This window comes from Eubacterium sp. BIOML-A2 (assembly GCF_009680135.1).
GTDB lineage: Bacteria > Bacillota > Clostridia > Lachnospirales > Lachnospiraceae > Faecalicatena > Faecalicatena contortus_B.
Genome location: NZ_WKZK01000044.1, coordinates 24,534 through 41,944, shown reverse-complemented (window position 1 = coordinate 41,944; position 17,411 = coordinate 24,534). Strand labels below are relative to the sequence as shown.

The 17,411-nt window shown below is 47.0% G+C and carries 16 protein-coding genes and 1 other annotated feature; of the genes, 4 read left to right on the top strand and 12 right to left on the bottom strand.

Going from position 1 to position 17,411, the window contains the following annotated elements:
* Window positions 1-48: 48 nt before the first annotated feature.
* Genes GKG43_RS15280 through GKG43_RS15270 form a run of 3 tightly spaced genes read right to left on the bottom strand, consistent with a single transcriptional unit; the run spans window position 49 to window position 2,329 of the window.
* The gene (locus tag GKG43_RS15280) at window positions 49-342 is read right to left on the bottom strand and encodes a hypothetical protein (RefSeq protein ID WP_129879315.1); all 294 of its coding nucleotides are present in this window, start codon (window positions 340-342) and stop codon (window positions 49-51) included.
* Window positions 343-353: 11 nt separating this feature from the next.
* A complete protein-coding gene (locus tag GKG43_RS15275; protein WP_129879314.1) occupies window positions 354-1,709 on the bottom strand; it encodes a radical SAM protein in 1,356 nt (451 codons plus the stop codon).
* Between the two features lie 44 nt (window positions 1,710-1,753).
* Window positions 1,754-2,329: a manganese efflux pump gene (locus GKG43_RS15270; protein WP_129879313.1), complete on the bottom strand. Its 576-nt coding sequence runs from the start codon at window positions 2,327-2,329 to the stop codon at window positions 1,754-1,756.
* A 208-nt stretch (window positions 2,330-2,537) separates the two neighbouring features.
* On the opposite strand from GKG43_RS15270, the gene GKG43_RS15265 reads away from it, so the two are divergent.
* Window positions 2,538-3,143: a TetR/AcrR family transcriptional regulator C-terminal domain-containing protein gene (locus GKG43_RS15265; protein WP_129879312.1), complete on the top strand. Its 606-nt coding sequence runs from the start codon at window positions 2,538-2,540 to the stop codon at window positions 3,141-3,143.
* On the opposite strand, the gene GKG43_RS15260 is transcribed toward GKG43_RS15265, so the two are convergent.
* The 5 genes from GKG43_RS15260 to GKG43_RS15240 all read right to left on the bottom strand — a co-directional run bounded on the left by GKG43_RS15260 (window position 3,121) and on the right by GKG43_RS15240 (window position 6,767).
* A complete protein-coding gene (locus GKG43_RS15260; protein WP_129879311.1) occupies window positions 3,121-3,930 on the bottom strand; it encodes a DUF6179 domain-containing protein in 810 nt (269 codons plus the stop codon). The genes GKG43_RS15265 and GKG43_RS15260 overlap by 23 nt on opposite strands.
* Before the next feature lie 29 nt (window positions 3,931-3,959).
* Entirely contained in the window at window positions 3,960-4,502 is a 543-nt protein-coding gene (locus tag GKG43_RS15255) for a DUF6323 family protein (protein ID WP_129879310.1), read from the bottom strand.
* A gap of 181 nt (window positions 4,503-4,683) precedes the next feature.
* Window positions 4,684-4,926, bottom strand: coding sequence for a DUF2007 domain-containing protein (locus tag GKG43_RS15250; RefSeq protein WP_025657172.1), 243 nt, complete (start codon window positions 4,924-4,926; stop codon window positions 4,684-4,686).
* A gap of 60 nt (window positions 4,927-4,986) precedes the next feature.
* Complete coding sequence (locus GKG43_RS15245; RefSeq protein WP_025657171.1) at window positions 4,987-5,538, bottom strand: DUF3795 domain-containing protein; 552 nt, start codon at window positions 5,536-5,538, stop codon at window positions 4,987-4,989.
* 32 nt (window positions 5,539-5,570) lie between these two features.
* Window positions 5,571-6,767 carry a coenzyme F420-0:L-glutamate ligase gene (locus GKG43_RS15240; protein WP_129879309.1) on the bottom strand — a complete coding sequence of 399 codons (1,197 nt, stop codon included), beginning with the start codon at window positions 6,765-6,767 and terminating at the stop codon, window positions 5,571-5,573.
* 246 nt (window positions 6,768-7,013) lie between these two features.
* Between GKG43_RS15240 and GKG43_RS15235 the strand changes: the two genes are divergently transcribed.
* The 3 genes from GKG43_RS15235 (at window position 7,014) to GKG43_RS15225 (ending at window position 11,412) form a co-directional block, all read left to right on the top strand.
* Window positions 7,014-9,014 (top strand): hydantoinase/oxoprolinase family protein, encoded by a 2,001-nt coding sequence (locus tag GKG43_RS15235; RefSeq protein ID WP_025657169.1) that lies wholly within the window; start codon window positions 7,014-7,016, stop codon window positions 9,012-9,014.
* 232 nt (window positions 9,015-9,246) lie between these two features.
* Window positions 9,247-10,494, top strand: a complete 1,248-nt coding sequence (locus GKG43_RS15230) for a PocR ligand-binding domain-containing protein (protein WP_129879308.1) — start codon at window positions 9,247-9,249, stop codon at window positions 10,492-10,494.
* Between the two features lie 297 nt (window positions 10,495-10,791).
* The gene (locus tag GKG43_RS15225) at window positions 10,792-11,412 is read left to right on the top strand and encodes a uroporphyrinogen decarboxylase family protein (RefSeq protein WP_243125861.1); all 621 of its coding nucleotides are present in this window, start codon (window positions 10,792-10,794) and stop codon (window positions 11,410-11,412) included.
* 75 nt (window positions 11,413-11,487) lie between these two features.
* On the opposite strand, the gene GKG43_RS15220 is transcribed toward GKG43_RS15225, so the two are convergent.
* The 4 genes from GKG43_RS15220 to GKG43_RS15205 form a co-directional block, all read right to left on the bottom strand.
* Window positions 11,488-12,567, bottom strand: a complete 1,080-nt coding sequence (locus GKG43_RS15220; protein WP_129879307.1) for a cobalamin biosynthesis protein — start codon at window positions 12,565-12,567, stop codon at window positions 11,488-11,490.
* A gap of 18 nt (window positions 12,568-12,585) precedes the next feature.
* On the bottom strand, window positions 12,586-12,957 hold the full coding sequence (locus GKG43_RS15215; RefSeq protein ID WP_025657165.1) for an ACT domain-containing protein: 372 nt from the start codon (window positions 12,955-12,957) through the stop codon (window positions 12,586-12,588).
* Between the two features lie 76 nt (window positions 12,958-13,033).
* Window positions 13,034-15,463 carry a leucine--tRNA ligase gene (gene leuS, locus GKG43_RS15210; RefSeq protein ID WP_129879306.1) on the bottom strand — a complete coding sequence of 810 codons (2,430 nt, stop codon included), beginning with the start codon at window positions 15,461-15,463 and terminating at the stop codon, window positions 13,034-13,036.
* Window positions 15,464-15,512: 49 nt separating this feature from the next.
* Window positions 15,513-15,732 (bottom strand) — a binding site (T-box leader).
* A gap of 262 nt (window positions 15,733-15,994) precedes the next feature.
* A complete protein-coding gene (locus GKG43_RS15205; RefSeq protein ID WP_129879305.1) occupies window positions 15,995-17,410 on the bottom strand; it encodes a sodium:alanine symporter family protein in 1,416 nt (471 codons plus the stop codon).
* Window position 17,411 lies beyond the last annotated feature (1 nt).

Below are 17,411 nucleotides of genomic sequence, written 5' to 3'. Positions count from 1 at the left end.
AAAGGCCCTCCTATGATTATTATTTTATCATAGAAGAACCTTTTGAAGTTATTTTACAGAAAAAGTTTCACACTTCCTTTTCTGCCATTTGGACAGATCTTCTTTTTGTTTTTCTTTGCGGATGACCTTTTCTGCAAGTTGGAATATTAGGCGGTGCAGCGGGGCACAGACGCAGGCTGTGATCAGTACCCCTGTTACCACCTTAAAAGATGTTGTTTTCAACTCGTTCCATATACTCCCCCAGGAATCCTTCAGGGCCAGGAATGCGGCCAGGAAAAGCAGCTTTCCGATGCGTTTCGATGAAGAACGTGTCTGCTCTTTCTTTTTATTTTCCTGCTTCAATAATATCCACCTTATTTCTCCCACAGCTCATCCGCTTTTTCTTTCCACTCCTTCGCGTACATCTCACATTTTCTGCAGAGATGCTCTACCGTCTCCGGGGACTGCATGTCAGTGGATCTGGCACCGGTTTTATTCACCATTTCCAACAGTTTCTCCGGGTTTTCAAGCATCGGGCATGGGCGGAGATGGTTTTCGTTGAATGGCTGCCCCTCTCTGTATGCCATGAAAAGCGGCTGTTGAAGCGCTTCTAAGAGGCTCGCCTCTTTGATGTTTGCGCTGGAATAATGGATAAATACGCATGGCTCCACATCTCCGTTTGGATTAATATGGCAGTAATTCCGACCTCCTGCGATGCATCCCCCTACGTATTCGCCGTCATTTTGGAAGTCGAATGCAAAGATCGGCTTTCCTCCCTCTACGGCCCTGATTTCACGGATTCTGTGATATATGTACTCCCGCTGTTCCTTTGTCGGCAAAAACTCCACTGCCGCGTCATTACCAACCGGCATATAATGAAAATACCATGCGTACCGGCACCCCTTTTCAATAATCATGTCCAGAAATTCATCGGATGTTACGGTCTCAATGTTTGCCCTTGTATAGCAGATCGAGGTTCCGAATATCTGGCCGTGCGCCTTTAGTTTATCCATTGCTTCCATAACCTGGTTAAATACACCGCTGCCTCTGCGGCCATCATTTACCTCCTCATAGCCTTCCAGGCTGATTGACAGGGACAGATTCCCGACCCGGTCCATCTCTTCGCAAAACGCCTCGTCCACAAGTGTGCCATTTGTAAATGCATGAAATGCACAGTCATTATGTTTTTCGCAGAGCCTGATGATATCTGCCTTCCTCACAAGAGGTTCCCCGCCGGTATACATATAAAAATAGATTCCGAGTTCTTTTCCCTGGGTAATGATACTGTCCAAATCCTCGTAAGTCAAGGACAGCGTGTGCCCATATTCTGCTGCCCAGCAGCCTGTACATTTCAGATTGCAGGCGCTGGTTGGATCCAGCAGGAGCAGCCATGGAATGTTGCACTGATATTTTTCCCTGCTTTCATGCATGATTTTCGTTCCGCTCAGCATGGCTTCGAATCCCAGGTTCATGGCCGTTGTTCGGATGACATTCGGGCTCACTTCATCTAAAATCCGGTTCACGTAAGTCATCCATTTTCCATCCTTGTCCCGGATGATTCTCCTTGCAGCATCATAACTTTCCGGTAGGAACCGGTCTTTTGCAAAGCTTTCCGTCAGATCAACCATTTTCAGAAAACTTTTCTCTCTGTCTTTATTGATGTGCTTCATTGCGGAATCAATCACCTTGCCAAATGCCGCCCGCTCTGCCTGATGTCTCAATTTTCCCATTTCCCATTTCCTCCTTTTTTTCTCGTTTGTCACTTATCATTTCTTCATTTTATTCCCCTTATCAGCAATTCAATTCCACCAATTAACAGAATGCATCCGCCCAGGGCCACTATTTTGTTTTTCGACTGGCACCCCATCCAATATCCTGCATAAATACCGAGAATCACACTGGCGGCTGTCACAATTCCGATGATGAAGACTGTATCCGTCAGGTTTGTTCTGAAAAGCCCAAATCCTATTCCTGCCAGAAATGCATCAACGCTCGTTATACATGCCCACACCGAAACCTGTTTCAGCTCTACGCCTTCCTCCTTGTGTTCGATGATCGTCTGATGTCTTTTGCCCTTAAGGATCATATACATGCCAAGGCACGCAAAGATAAGAACTGGAATGTATTTCCAGTGGGCTGCGGCCTTCTCTGCCGATGCTTTCAGAAGCGGAATATTCGTGATCATATTTCCAAGCAGAAGGCTCGCCATCTGCCATACGGTAAAAACACAGCTTATTTTAACTAATGCAGATTTACGAATCTCAGGCATCATCGCGCCTTTGTAAAGTGCATATGCAAATACATCCAGGGATAATCCGATTGAAATCATCAGGATTTCAAAAAGTACCAATATCCTCCTCTCCTTCCCTTTCGTCTGCTTACCTTTATTTTATCAATGGTTCTGAAATTTCATAAGATGCAGACTTCACTTAATGTATTTTTATTAGAACAATTTTTCGGAAATGTTCCTTATAAGCTACATATTTTCTAATTTGTAGCCCGCCGCTTCATTTTCTAACGGTGAATATGTTATAATATCAGTAAAGGAGTGGAGTTTTATGGAAGATAAAAAGGAATTAACAAAGGATTTACTGACCTCATCATTCAAAGAACTCATCATGCAGGTGCCTTTTGAAAAGATCACAATTAAAATGATAACAGACGGCGCGGGGGTCATCCGCCCGACATTTTATAAACATTTTCAGGATAAATACGAACTGCTTGAGTGGATTTTTGAAAAGAATATAAAAGAAAATATACAGGTGCTGATCGAGAATAATATGGAAGAAGATATGTTCCGGCTTCTATGCAGCTGCCTCGAAAAGGAAAGGGCCTTTTATAAAAAGCTGTACGCTATACAAGGCCCCAATTCCTTTGAGGAACTGATGTATCAATACGTATTTACTATATTTCTGGACTTACTGAACAGATATCCGCTGAAATCTCCCGACAAGCTGGCCGCTCTTTCTAAAGATGCCGTTGCGAGATTCTATGCTTTTGGCCTGACTGATTCCTTGAGGTACTGGATCCTGCATGATACCGAGTACACTTCTGAACAGCTCAATGAGGCCTACCATTACATTATCCGCTGTTCCATTCTGGATCTGCTCGAATATCCGGTACCATACCCCCCTGTCCCAATCAAAACCGGGCATGGTTCTTGATTCTAACGGACAGTTCCCGGGCGCAGTACCGGAACCTGCCTGCGTATAATTCTTTCATAACAGCCTTTTCCAACAGATCCAGCAGATATGAGACCTGTCTCTCTATAGTCTCCGCCGGCATATCCTGAAAGTAACCCTCCGTTTCACTCTGCCCCTCCCCGTCCAGTTCCAGGTCAAAAAGAGGCCTTTCTGTGATCATGCAGGCCAGCGCACGAAACAGTACGGGAAGGCATATATTATCCAAGTACAGCTCTTCGTAATCCGGGCAGGTGGATTCCAACAGATTTACGATGCCTGGCCTGTGAAAACTTCGGAGAAAACGCTGCTCGTACTCAATCTGACTTAGATAAGCCAGGATTAAATCCACCCCCTTTTTCCCGCACTCCATTTGAAAAACCGGATAGTCCAATGTCAGAATATGGTCCTGGGGTTGAAATACCGGATCATACCAGGTAAAAAACGCGGGCATACCGCTTACAATCGTCTCTCTGTAATTTTTGCATCCATAGTCGTCAAAGCCTTCAATAATATGGTGATATATCTCTTTGGCGCGGCCTGTCTTCTCCAGTACAATCCGGTACCCGGCCTCATAGGTGGACGCAGCCCCTGCCCGCTGCCCCTGAAGCATATATTCTGCAGGCTCTCCCGCCACTTCATTGATACAATAAACGACTGCTCCCATAAGCTGTTCCGCCGTTTTATAGGAAACAGAAGAACTTTCCTTTGATGTATAGCGTTCGGCCAGTTTTGCCACAACGGGCAGTAATTCTTCAATCTCATTGTGCATCCGTGAACCTCCTTCCACCGCTTTCCCCTTTACTCCCAGCACAGTTCCCTAAGCGCCTGCAGATACAATTCTTTGTCCCAGCGGGTCACCTCATCGAACTGTTCATACTCTCCGTTTCCGCCACTAGCCGTATATCCACGGTAGCCTGCACGGACTGCCGCAGTAAAGACTTCCAGACATGTTTCCTCCAGATAGTCCAGATCTCCTGCACAGACTGTCTCAAACTGTTCTCTCATAAAGGTCAGAACCTCATCATCTGTCATCTGATCCAGCGCAGCATTTTTGAATTCATAAAAAACATCCTGCAGCCGTTCCAGGCTGGACAGATAATTATGCTGGCTGATATACTGTGAATCACAGAATACATAAATCAGTTGATCCAATATTCCCCTCCCGAATTCCACCCTGCCATACTTTTTCAGGCTCTGATCCCTGCATTCTGCCAGCTCTTTGATATCCGCCTCCCTGAGCACGAGTCCGAAGCGCTCCGTCTTCTGATTCATTGCGGACAATAATGCCAGTTCCTCTTTCCTCTTTGTCAGTTCCAGAAGTTCTAAAATATTCGTTTCCATGACACCGCCCCTTTCCCAATTGATTTTTCATTATAAGGCCGCGCCGCAGACTTTACAAGACTTGAAAAAATACGCGTTTTGTGGTAATATAAGGGTAGAAAATGAGGCGGAAATCAAATTTCCGCCTCATTTTTATTGTATTTTCCTTTGTTCCACATATGTCGTTTAAATGGCAGATTATTCACTCTTCATCTGCCCCTTCAATGATATTCCAGATCAGTTCTCTGGCCGCTTCCACATCGCTCTCATCTGCAAAAATATCCTCGCCGAAGATGGAGTTTCCCGTATAGATATCCATGAGGCCTCCGCTGGCAATTCCCTGCCTGTACGCCTGGATATTATGCTGGCCCAAGATGTCCAGGATCATTTCTGCCTCTACTTTATCTCGTGCTGTACATACTTTTGTAACCTTCATTCCTTCCATACTGTTATCCTCCTTATTACACTGCAGATTCAGCTGCTGTCTGCCGGTACGTGCTTTGAATTATTTTCCCGGCTTTTTCCTAAGCTTCAGAGATATCTCCCTCCGGTCAGCCATGTTCTTAAACAGTTGTACTGCAATCGCCGCATTTTCCTTTAACGTGTTATCTTCATTCACGGCTCCCGATATCTGTTCCAGTACTGCTTTAATATCATCCAGTTCCAGAAGATTGACTGCCGTACAGAAAAAGCTCTTCCTCCGTCCGTCATTGTAATTTTTTAATAAAAACCGTAAAATTTCTATTTTTTCATCAAGCACAGATCTATAATAGTGTATTCCCCGCTCTTTAGCACATGCAAAATCTTCTCTGCTGCGTTTTGGCACAAAAGAATCAAATTCCTCCTCCAGATATCTGTCACAGGGATATGCACTGCACTGGCTGCAGTATTCTACATTCTCATGTTCCATGCTGCAGCGGATGATCTCACACGTGGGCCTGCCTTCTCCACCGCATCCAGTGCAGTGTGATTCCTCACTAATATGATACATGGGGCACAGCCCGCAGTTTAATCCGCAAAGAGAAAACTGGGGGTAAGGTCTTCTGTATTTCTGCATCTAAACCTCCCTGCTATGACCGGATCAGTACATTAAGACACATAATTATCAAAATATCCCTGCACAAGGATAACCGGAGTTCCCTTATCACCAGAACCGCTCGTCAGGTCACAAAGTGAGCCAATCAGATCTGTAAGCCTTCTTGGGGTTGTCCCCTGTGCCGCCATATCTCCCACCAGATCGTCTTTTTTCTCTTTGATGCGCTGAGAGATGGCCTCTTTTAATTCCTGTCCGGATAAATCTCTGAAATCATTATCCGCCAGGTATTTTAACTTCACCTCATTCGGCGTACCTTCCAGCCCCGGGGTATTCGCAACGGACACGCATGGGTCTGCAAGTTCCCAGATCTTTCCGACAGGATCTTTGAATGCTCCGTCGCCGTATACCATCACTTCCACATGTTTCCCTGTCTTATCAAGAATACACTTTTGGATTTCCAGAATCAGCTCACCGCATTCCTTTGTCCGCGGGAATAACTTGACAGATTCCTCGGTGGATTTATTAGATCCGAGAAGTCCGTATTTTTCATTGCAGCCGCTTCCGTTCACCGGAGAGTTCAGCAGATCGTCCATGCCGCAGACAATCTCCGCACCGTTTTCTTTGAGCAGCCTTTTTGTTCTCTCACGGCTATGTATATCACAGTTAATTACCTTTTTGGTATACTTAAGAATCTCCTGCGGATGGTTGGCGAAGATGACCTCCACTTCTGCGCCTTCATTTCTGATTAAATCGCTGTAATACTGCACGTAATCCACGCCCGTGAAACGGTGTTTGTTCTCACCGAACAGCTCCCTGTAGCGCTCCAGATCCAGGACATCACTGTAAGGATTCACGCCGGCCGCATCCAGCTTATCCTGGGATACCAACTCGTTCCCCACTTCGTCTGACGGGTAACTCAGCATCAGCACAACTTTTTTGGCGCCCCTTGCCATTCCCTTCAAGCAGATAGAGAAACGATTCCTTGACAGAATAGGCAGAATAATTCCGATAGTCTCCCCGCCAAGCTTATTTTTTACATCCTCTGCTATGTTATCAACGGATGCATAATTTCCCTGTGCTCTGGCCACTATGGATTCGGTGGCTGCTATAACATCTCTGTCACGGATCTCGAACCCTTCACTCTCGGCAGCTAAAAGTACGCTGTCTACGATAATATCTGCCAGGTTATCTCCCTCGCGTATAATGGGACAGCGAATTCCTCTTGAAACAGTTCCAACTCTTCTTTCCATAATATAGTCACTCCTTATAATTTTCTTTTAACTTTTATTATTTTATCATATTTTCATCAATTATACCATAAATAACAACATCTTTATTGTAGTTGGCAGGCTTCCATTTCGCGCTCCAGCATTCACTCCCCCCTCCCATAAATGCAAACTCACGTTTTTTTTACCTTTTCTCCCTAAAAAACTACTCTCTTCCGTCTCTTCCAAGTGTTAAACTTAACATAGATCATGTGGAAAAGAGGGATTTTTATGATAGGAATTGGAATTGATACCGGAGGCACTTATACGGATGCGGTTGTATATAATCTGGAAACGAATCAAATACTGGCATCTGCTAAGTCTCTGACAACGAAAGAAGATTTAAAAACAGGGATCCACAATGTACTGGAAAAACTTCCCGGTGACATGCTCTCCTCCTGCGGGGCGCTTTCTCTGTCTACAACACTCGCAACCAATGCATGCGTGGAAAACAGGGGCGGAAAAGGAAAGCTTGTCTTGATCGGGCTGGCTCGCCAGACGCTGGAATCTTCTTATCAGGATTACGGGATCGAATCGCTGGAGGACGTATATCTGCTCGAATGTGAACTGACTCCCAAGCCCTCTAAAAGCGTTCAGCCCGACTGGACTCAGTTTGCCAAAGACCTGCAAGACTTTGCCGGGGACTGTGACTGTATCAGTATTGTACAGCTCTTCGCAAAAGAGCATCACGGTAGTTATGAAAAAAGAGCGGCGGAAATAGTAAAATCGGTTCTTGATATTCCTGTGATTCTGGGACACGATCTGTTCCCCGACAGAAATATGTTACGAAGGGGCGCCGGGGCGTTGCTTAACGCGCGTCTGATCCCAGTCATCCATGAGTTCATGACCGCGGTAAAAGCAGTCTTTTTAAACCATGGGCTTTCTCTCCCGGTAGTGATTATGCGCAGCGACGGCAACCTGATGTCCGATGAGTACACCTGCCGGCACCCGGTGGAGACGCTTCTGTGCGGACCCGCGGCCAGCATTACGGGGGTTCAGCATCTCGTCTCGGAAGAAAACGCAGTCATCGTAGATATGGGAGGTACGACTACCGATATCGCCATCATTAAAGGCGGGGAACCACTGAGTGCTAACGACGGGATCCAGATCGGAGACTGGAAGACCTTTGTAAAGGGCCTTTATGTAGATACCTTTGCTCTGGGCGGCGATACCGCCGTACATTATAATTACGACGGCGGCCTTTTCCTTGAGAATTACCGGATCATGCCTCTGTGCATGCTCGCCTCCAACTATCCCGGCATCAAGGAACAACTGGCCGGACTGGATGCATATCCCGAGGGACATACTTTCCCGCTGTATGAATTCTTCGTGCTTATGAAAGATGTCTCTGTGCATGCGCAGTACACGGAGGACGAGCTGGCTCTCTGTGAAGCCTTGAAAAACGGGCCTCTGATGTACCCAAATGCGGCAAAGGCGATCGGAAAAGATATCTACGGACTAAAAACTGCCCGTCTTGAGGAGGACGGCATTCTATTAAGATCCGGTCTGACACCAACTGACGTGATGCATATATGTGGGGATTTTGCAGCCTTTGACAAAGATGCCTCCCTGGCCGGCGCGGAATTTATTGCAAAATACGCCCATATCTCCAAGGAAGAACTTTGCCGGAAAATTTATGATATGGTGGAGGAAAAGCTCTACTGTAATCTGATCCGTATTCTGATGGACACGGAATTAGAGGGATTAAAACATACGATGTCCGATTCACAGATAGAAACGCTGATCCATATCAGCTACGCACAATTGAAATCAGGAAACGGCGCTTTCTTTTCAGCCCGCTTTTCTACAAAGGCTGTTCTGGTCGGCGTCGGAGCTCCTACACACATTTTTCTGCCCGCTGTGGCAAGACTGCTCGGCACGAAAGCCGTGATCCCGCCCCACGCCTCCGTGGCAAATGCGATCGGTGCGATTGTTGGCAATATATCAGCCACCGCCACCGCCGAAGTAAAGCCCGCCTACGAGGAGGAAGAAATGAACGGGTTCCATGTCACAACTGCTTCCGAATCTGTCTTTTTTGAAGAGTATGAGGATGCGCTAAAGTATGCTAAGGAAGCCTCCAAGGCAATGGCAATGGAGATTGCCAGAACCCAGGGCGCCATCGGGCCACTGACCACTTCCCGCCGCATAGAACGAAAAGAAGCCGCAATCAGCGCCAATCCGCTCCTGCTCTATGAACTCGTACGCACAACTGCAACAGGAAAGGCCATTTAGGCTTTTCCTGTTCTGTTGTAACAGTGCAGTTAAGCCCGGACCGAAGCGGAGCGGAGACCTGTATGCCTGCAACCTCTATGCTTTCGTACGGTCTGCGCAGTAAATGCGCAGACATGTCTGAAATATTACTTCTTTTTACTTTTTTGATATTTTTCTTGCAATTTCTAACCATATTCTTAGGAAAGTGTGTTACACTTATGATACTAAAAATTAGTGAAACGGAGGCTTACGAATGGCACCTTTATTATATTCCATCGTTTCGGAAGATACACTGCACTCCATGGTAGACACATTTTATGCCTGTATGAGGCTTCCTATCCAGGTTATCGACGAACATGGGGAGTTTTTGGCTGTAAGCGGACAGATGTCCAGCTTCTGCCGCTGTTTCCAGGACTATCTTCCCCCCAACGAAAGCTGCGAAAAAATGCATATATCAGCCAGTAAAAAAGCGATCACCCTTGGCGAGCCTTACATATTCTCCTGTCATGCTGAATTGAATCACATCGTGTTCCCTCTGATCAGCAAAAAGACATTCCTCGGCTCTATCCTGGTAGGGCCGTTTTTGATGGATTCCCCGGACTCCATCCTGATCTCGGACATTGCCAGGAAGTACAATATTCCAACCGATGAGGCCCTGGAGTTATACGATGAAACGGGCAATATTCCCGTTGTCTCACCCTCCATGGTCAATCATATCAGCCACCTCTTATATTATCTGTTTGCCAACCTGATCGACGACAGTAAAGAAGAGCTCAAACAAAATAACCAAAAACTGCTCCAGCAGTCCAGGATCAATGAATCCATACAGCGTTACAAGGCCGAAAATATCAGTACTGCTTCCTATCCTTATGAAAAGGAAAAGGATCTGATCGCAAAGGTAAAGGTAGGCAATGTGCACGAGGCCAATGCGATACTCAACGACCTGCTCGGCTATGTGCTGTTCTCGGAGGGAAACAGCATCGAGATCGTGAAGTCAAGGGCTATTGAGCTGTGTTCTCTGCTTTCCAGGGCGGCAATTGAGAGTGGTGCTCCTACTGATAACATTTTAAAATTGAATAACCATTTTTTGAAAAACCTGCAGCAGATTACCACCATGGATACGCTTTGTTTGAAACTGCAGGAGATTGTAGAGGCCTTTTCTGAAAGTATGTTTAACTACATTCCTTCCAAAAACAGTGAACTCGTTAAAAAATCCATGCTTTATATATCGGAACATTTTAACGAACCTATTACCTTGGAAGATGTTGCCTCCCACGTTCATCTCCATCCGTCTTATTTTTCTACCATGTTCAAGCAGTCCACCGGCTCTTCCTTCAAAGAGTATCTGAACATGGTGCGTATAGAGGAAAGCAAACGCCTGCTTTCCAATACGGATTTTTCAATCATTGATATCGCCGTGGCTGTAGGTTTTGAGGACCAGAGTTACTTTTCCAAAGTGTTTAAGAAGTATACCGGACTGACGCCTAAGCAGTACCGGTAGCAATTTCATTTTCCAATATTGATATTTTTTTTTAAATAAGCTTAAAAAGAGCCAAAAAACAGAATATTTTTCATAAAAACCTCCCCGCAGTTCTTCTATACTTGAGTCATCAAATACAAATAAAAAGAAGAGAGCCAGGAGGTAATATTTTATGAAATTGAATATGAAACAGTGGATCGCAGATACAATCAATACACCGGTTAAAAAGGCAATGCCGGTATTATCATTCCCTGCCATCAGTTAATGGACATAACGGTAAAGGATCTGATCTCCAGCAGTGATCTGCAGGCACGGGGTATGCAGCTGGTTGCAGAAAACACAGACGCCGCCGCTTCTGTCAGCCTGATGGATGTGTCCGAGGCAATGATTTACTGCTATGAGGAACCGGATATGGTACATACCGTTCTGGAAAAAGTCACGAAATTCATCATTAACTACTGTACAGAATACAAACGTGTAGGCGCTAACGGTATTGTTCTGGCTGAGCCTCTTGCCGGACTGCTCTCCCCAGCGCTTGCCGAAGAATTTTCAGCAGATTATGTAAAACAAATTGTTGATGCCGTTCAGGATGACGAATTCATCATTGTATACCATAACTGCGGAAACTGCACGATACAGCAGATCGACTCAATTATCGCAACCGGATGCCCGCTGCTTCACTTTGGCAATGCGATCAGCATGGCAGAAATGATGCCGCATATCCCTGCTCATATCGCTGCTGCCGGCAACGTATATCCTGCTTCTCAGTTCAGAAACGGAACGGTGGAGTCCATCAAAATAGAGACGAAAGCCGTTATGGAAGCATGCTGTAAGTATCCAAACTTTGTAATATCTTCAGGATGCGACATCCCTCCGCTTTCAAAATGGGAGAATATACATGCATTCTTCGAAGCTGTCAATGAATTTTATGCAAACTAAAGCGAAAGGAAGAAAACGGCTTAACCGGCCGCTTTCTTCCTTTTTGTTTCCCACTTTTGCTTTTTCATTCCGGAATCAAAATCTTATCATTGTATTTTCTCTGACCACCGCATAAGTGATCCCGTCCAGCTTAATCTTCGGCTGTATCATGACGCCTTCGGGCGCATATTTTCTGGCAGCCCGCTCACAGACATTATCCACTCCGGTGATCTTTTCTACGAACTCAGAATGAGAACTGACGGCTTCGATTTCCTGCAGTTCGTCAGCTGAATACGTTGCGAAGGGAACCCGGCACTCTTGTGCAAGCTCCAGCAGTCCTGCCTCGTCCCTTTTCAGGTCAATGCTTGCAAGGGCCTGGATCTGGCAGAGGGATACGCCCAGCTCTTTTAGGAGGACTTCCAGCTTTTCCTTCAGCCTGGCCCCGGGGGTTCCTCTTCTGCATCCGACCCCTGCCACAAGATTCCTGGGCGGAAGAAACAGGATGTTTTTCCCCTCTTTTATCTCTGTCCCTGCATCTGCCACCGCAATCCCCAGCGGCAGTCTGCTCAGCTCTTCCAGGCAACGGCAGACACACAGTTCCTCCGGCATCCTGCCCTCCACTGGATAAGCACTGTAAAACCCGATCTTCTTTCCCTCCAGTACAGCTGCGGAAATCTCCTTTGCAAGCCTGCGGCTCCCGATGTGCAGATGGTTTTCTTTTGCAAATACATCCACAGCAAACTTATTCTGTACATCGGTTGCTGTTGTAACTACCGGTACTGCCCCCGTCTGCTCTGCGATCAGCATTGCCAGTCTGACAGCTCCGCCTACGTGGCCCGAAAGAAGCGGAATGACAAATCCGCCTTTTTCATCCATAGAGAGCACGGCCGAATCCCGGTACTTATCCGCCACCCATGGAGCAATATAGCGGATTGCAATTCCTGCCGCCCCGATGAACAGAAAGGAGCAGCTCCCCCATCGCACCCCAATCCATTGTTTTAGATCTTGATCCATCGGATTCATACCGAATCCTGCGGCAAAACGTTTCGTTGTATAACTTACGCACTCGTAACCTGCCTTTGCCAGCAGCGCATTCAATTTTCTGTTCAGCCTGCACCCTTCCTCCGTAAAACTGAATATGACAATCGGTTTCTCTTCTTTTCCTTTATTTTCCATATATATCTCCCCCGAGAACTACAAAAAACTGATCTGGTACCCGCTGTCCTTAAGTACGCCAAGCGCCTTTTGTAAATTCCTACTCTTAGTCAGTATATAGTCTGTATTGTACGTTGATACCGCAAATATTCCGATCTTATGCCCTGCCAGCAGGCCTGCGATCTTAGAAAGTATCCCGGTCAGGGAAAAGTCCAGGGTTCCCTGGATGCGGAAAGCACGCCAGCCATTGTCGCAGGCAGCCGCATTGGACGGGACATACTGTGAACTGCAGACCAGGGAATTCTCCTCATCCGTTTTTCCAATAAAACAAAATTCATCCTTCATATTCACCTCTGACAGATCTGTTACCCTGCACACAGAAAACTCCTGCCTCAGCACCTCTATTATCATATGGCATTCCCTCCTGCCTCTTCTTTGATAAAATGGCGCAGGTAATGCCTGCATTACCCGCGCCGAATCTTCCCAATTACTTCTGCACAATATTTATAATCCTTCCGGGCACGTAGATTTCTTTTACAATCGTCCCCGTCAGTTTATCCGCAACCGCTTCTTTCCCGGCTGCTATGGCCGTATCTTTGTCTGCATCCGCCGCAATTGTTACAACGGCTCTTGTCTTTCCGTTGATCTGAACGGCAACTTCGATCTCATCGTCCTTCATCTTGGACTCATCGTATGACGGCCATCCTGCTTTGAATACCGTATCCGTATGCCCCAGCTGTTCCCACATCTCCTCCGCAAAATGCGGTGCAAACGGCGCGAGAAGTACTGCAATGTTTTCCAGTGTCTCCTGATCAATTCCGCCCTCTTTCTTAGCGATCTCGATCAACTTGTTATTATGCTCCATAAAGCCGGAGATTACCGTATTCAGGCTGAATGACTCCAGACGGGTCGTGATGTCATAGACCAGCCTGTTGCGCTGCTTGATCATTTCCTTCGTTGCTTTGATATCTTTGCCGCAGCTGTCCATGAGCAGATTCCAGAGGCGCTTCAGGAAACGGTTGACGCCGTCGATTCCGCGGTCATCCCACTCCGCGTCCAGCTCCGGAGGGCCTACGAAGAGCTCATACATTCTCAGGGAATCACATCCGTAATCTCTTACCAGGTCATCCGGTGAGACTACATTTCCCTTGGACTTGCTCATCTTAACGCCGTTCTTTCCGGTGATCATACCCTGGTTGAATAGTTTCTGGAACGGCTCATCAAAATCAATGGCCCCTATATCGCACAGGAACTTTGTGTAGAAGCGTGAATACAGCAAATGCAGTACCGCATGCTCAACGCCGCCGATATACATGTCTACGGGGAGCATCTCATCCGCTTTTTCTCTGGATACCAGTTCGTTCTGATTATGGCTGTCTACATAGCGCAGGAAATACCAGGAGGATCCTGCCCACTGCGGCATCGTATTGGTTTCGCGCTTTGCAGGCTTTCCACAGACCGGACAGGTACAGTTTACCCAGTCTGCGATTCCGGCAAGCGGTGACTCGCCTGTTCCTGTCGGCTCATAGGATTCTACATCCGGCAGGCGAAGCGGAAGCTCTTCTTCCGGAACCGGAACGGCTCCGCAGTCCGGACAGTGGATAATCGGAATTGGCTCTCCCCAGTAACGCTGGCGGGAGAATACCCAGTCGCGCAGCTTGTAGTTTACCGTTGCATGGCCGATTCCCCTTTTTTCAATCATATGCGGCGCCTCTTTTTTAAGCACAGCAGATTCCATGCCGTTCCACTCGCCAGAATTGATCATAGTGCCGGCAGCATCCGTGTAGGCCTCTGTCATGTGTTCAATCTCTACGCCGTCTTTTGCAATAACCTGCACGATCGGAAGATCAAATTTCTTTGCAAACTCAAAGTCACGGTCATCATGCGCCGGTACACACATAATGGCTCCTGTTCCATAATCTGCAAGTACATAGTCAGACAGCCAGATCGGTGTCTTTTCTCCGTTCAGAGGATTGATGGCATAACTCCCTGTAAATACCCCCGTCTTTTCCTTATCCTGCAGACGGTCTACATTGGACTTCATAGACGCATCGTAAATATACTTTTCTACCGCCTCTTTTGTCTCCGGTACGGCCAGCGATGCCGCCAGTTCATGCTCCGGAGCCAGCACCATGAAGGTGGCTCCATATAAAGTATCTGGTCTAGTCGTGTAGACCGTGATCTTCTCTTCTCTTCCGTCAACCGGAAAATCCACTTCCGCCCCGTAGGATTTACCGATCCAGTCGGACTGCATCTTCTTCACCTTCTCCGGCCAGTCCAGCTTGTCCAGGTCGTTCAGGAGGCGTTCCGCATAAGCAGTAATTTTCAGCATCCACTGGCGCAGATTTTTCTTGGTCACATCCGTACCGCAGCGCTCGCATTTTCCATTCACAACTTCCTCATTTGCCAGGCCGGTCTTACAGGAGGGACACCAGTTAATCGGGAATTCCTTCTCATATGCAAGACCTTCTTTAAACATCTTTACAAAGATCCACTGGGTCCATTTATAGAACTCCGGATCTGTTGTATTCACTTCCATATCCCAGTCATAGAGCGCAGCGATCTCATCGATCTGGCGTTTGATGTTAGCCACATTCTCAGCTGTGGATTTTGCCGGATGAACGCCCATCTTGATGGCATAGTTTTCCGCCGGAAGGCCGAAGGCATCCCATCCCATCGGATGCACAATATAATGGCCCTGCAGCAGTTTATAGCGGCTCCAGACATCGGAGATCACATAACCTCTCCAATGGCCTACATGAAGACCGTTTCCCGAAGGGTACGGGAACATATCCAGGCAGTAATACTTCTGCTTCTTATTCCCGTCATCGTCTACCTTGGGATTCACCGGGTTCTCCGCCCACTTCTCCCTCCACTTCTTCTCAATTGCTTTGTGATTGTACACAATCTTAGACATTACAATATCCTCCTACATTCAACACTTTATAAAAAGCCTTTTCATCTCATTAAGAGACGAAAAGGCTTTGACTTCCGTGGTACCACTCTCATTCACCCGGCAGCTCCCGGATGCACTCATTTCTTCTGTAACGGGAAGTCCCGCTTTTATCTACTGCTGTTTCAATAAAAGAACTCCGAGGCGAGTTGGGAGTTTACGCTTCTGCCTCACACCTTCCGGCAGTTCTCTGAAAACGATAGGCTCTTAGTACTCCTCATCCCAGTTTCTGCAATATTCTTATTTATTATAGGAAGAATGTTAAAATAAGTCAAGTAGTTTTCTCCCTGATTTCATAATTTGTTGCACCTGCGAATACTTTTCACGCCCGTTTACCATCTAAAACGGAGATGGCGTCTGCCTTTTCCGGTTATAGCGGTCGGCCGCGCCCCCCGCCCATAGGGAAACAAAAACCTGAGGTACCAGTGTCGCGATCGTTGCAGCCGTAATCCATGCCCCGGAAGACGTTTTCAGTGTTGATGTGGGTATTAAAATCTATTTCATCCCCATTTGTTTCAGCCTGGCAAAGTAATCCCTGCTCTCCGCGGCAACTACTCCGCTCAGTGAAATCAGAGCTACGAGGTTCGGAAGCGCCATCAATGCGTTAAAAATATCTGCAATATTCCAGACAGCCTCCACCGTCATATAAGGTCCGATAAAGATTGCAAGGATATACAGCCACCTGTAAGTTTTCACCGCCTTCATATTTCTGTTTGACAAATATTCCAGGCAGCGTTCTCCGTAATAGTTCCACCCCAGTATCGTAGTGAAAGCAAAAAACACAAGGCACAGCATCAGGGCAAAGGATGCCACAGCCGGCGGAAACGGCAGTCCCTGCTGGAAAGCAGCTGTCGTAATCTCCACCCCTTCCAGTCCCGTATTCCACGTCCCCGCAATCACGATAGATAATCCGGTCATGGTACAGATTACGATCGTATCAATAAAAGTCCCCGTCATGGACACCAATCCCTGGCGCGCAGGCTCTTTTGTCTGAGCAGCTGCGGCAGCGATCGGGGCGCTTCCCAGGCCAGCCTCATTCGAAAAGATCCCCCTTGCAATCCCTTTCTGCATGGCAATCATCATTGTTCCCATCACACCGCCAGCAAGTGCGCTGCCGGAAAATGCGGATTTAACAATCAGCGCAATCGCTCCCGGAATTGCCGGTATATGAGTCAGCAGGATGATCAGCGCCAACAGTACATAGAGAACCGCCATGAACGGCACAACAATCTCCGATACCTTTGCAATACGCTTAATTCCTCCAATCACAACCAGCCCCACACAGAAGGTCAGGATAATTCCCGTAATCACGGTTGCCCATGAGTATGTACCGCCGAACATATTAACCGTGTTGGCGAGATCCGGATCAAAGAAATTCTTCACGGCAGAGGCGATCCCGTTAACCTGCGTAAATGTACCAATTCCGAACAGGCCGACACCTGCTCCAAAAAAGGCGAAAATCTTTGCAAGCCACCGCCAGTTCTTCCCCATTCCATTTTCTATGTAATAGAAAGGACCGCCCAACACATGCCCTTCTTCATCAATAGTACGGTACTTAATAGAGAGAAGCCCCTCTGCATATTTCGTCGCCATACCAAAAAAAGCAGCAACAATCATCCAGAATAAAGCCCCCGGCCCGCCAGCAGCAATCGCCGTAGCTACACCGACAATATTCCCTGTCCCGATTGTAGCAGAAAGCGCAGTACAAAGCGCTCCAAAACTCGTTACTTCTCCACGTCCATCTTCTTCATTTTTCACCATGAATTTCAGCGCCTTGCCCAGATGCCTGATCTGAAGGCCCTTCAAACGAACTGATAAATAGATTCCTGTCACCAGGATAAGAATGATCAATGGAAGCCCCCACACGGCATCATCGACCCACTTGATAAAACTGTTGATCTGACTAAACATA

Excerpts from the sequence above, each read along its gene's own strand:
- GKG43_RS15275 (WP_129879314.1), bottom strand. The coding sequence starts at position 1,709 with ATGGGAAAATTGAGACATCAGGCAGAGCGGGCGGCATTTGGCAAGGTG.
- GKG43_RS15265 (WP_129879312.1), top strand. The coding sequence starts at position 2,538 with ATGGAAGATAAAAAGGAATTAACAAAGGATTTACTGACCTCATCATTC.
- GKG43_RS15260 (WP_129879311.1), bottom strand. The coding sequence starts at position 3,930 with ATGCACAATGAGATTGAAGAATTACTGCCCGTTGTGGCAAAACTGGCC.
- GKG43_RS15255 (WP_129879310.1), bottom strand. The coding sequence starts at position 4,502 with ATGGAAACGAATATTTTAGAACTTCTGGAACTGACAAAGAGGAAAGAG.
- GKG43_RS15250 (WP_025657172.1), bottom strand. The coding sequence starts at position 4,926 with ATGGAAGGAATGAAGGTTACAAAAGTATGTACAGCACGAGATAAAGTA.
- GKG43_RS15245 (WP_025657171.1), bottom strand. The coding sequence starts at position 5,538 with ATGCAGAAATACAGAAGACCTTACCCCCAGTTTTCTCTTTGCGGATTA.
- GKG43_RS15240 (WP_129879309.1), bottom strand. The coding sequence starts at position 6,767 with ATGGAAAGAAGAGTTGGAACTGTTTCAAGAGGAATTCGCTGTCCCATT.
- GKG43_RS15235 (WP_025657169.1), top strand. The coding sequence starts at position 7,014 with ATGATAGGAATTGGAATTGATACCGGAGGCACTTATACGGATGCGGTT.
- GKG43_RS15230 (WP_129879308.1), top strand. The coding sequence starts at position 9,247 with ATGGCACCTTTATTATATTCCATCGTTTCGGAAGATACACTGCACTCC.
- GKG43_RS15225 (WP_243125861.1), top strand. The coding sequence starts at position 10,792 with ATGCAGCTGGTTGCAGAAAACACAGACGCCGCCGCTTCTGTCAGCCTG.
- GKG43_RS15220 (WP_129879307.1), bottom strand. The coding sequence starts at position 12,567 with ATGGAAAATAAAGGAAAAGAAGAGAAACCGATTGTCATATTCAGTTTT.
- GKG43_RS15215 (WP_025657165.1), bottom strand. The coding sequence starts at position 12,957 with ATGATAATAGAGGTGCTGAGGCAGGAGTTTTCTGTGTGCAGGGTAACA.
- leuS (WP_129879306.1), bottom strand. The coding sequence starts at position 15,463 with ATGTCTAAGATTGTGTACAATCACAAAGCAATTGAGAAGAAGTGGAGG.
- GKG43_RS15205 (WP_129879305.1), bottom strand. The coding sequence starts at position 17,410 with ATGTTTAGTCAGATCAACAGTTTTATCAAGTGGGTCGATGATGCCGTG.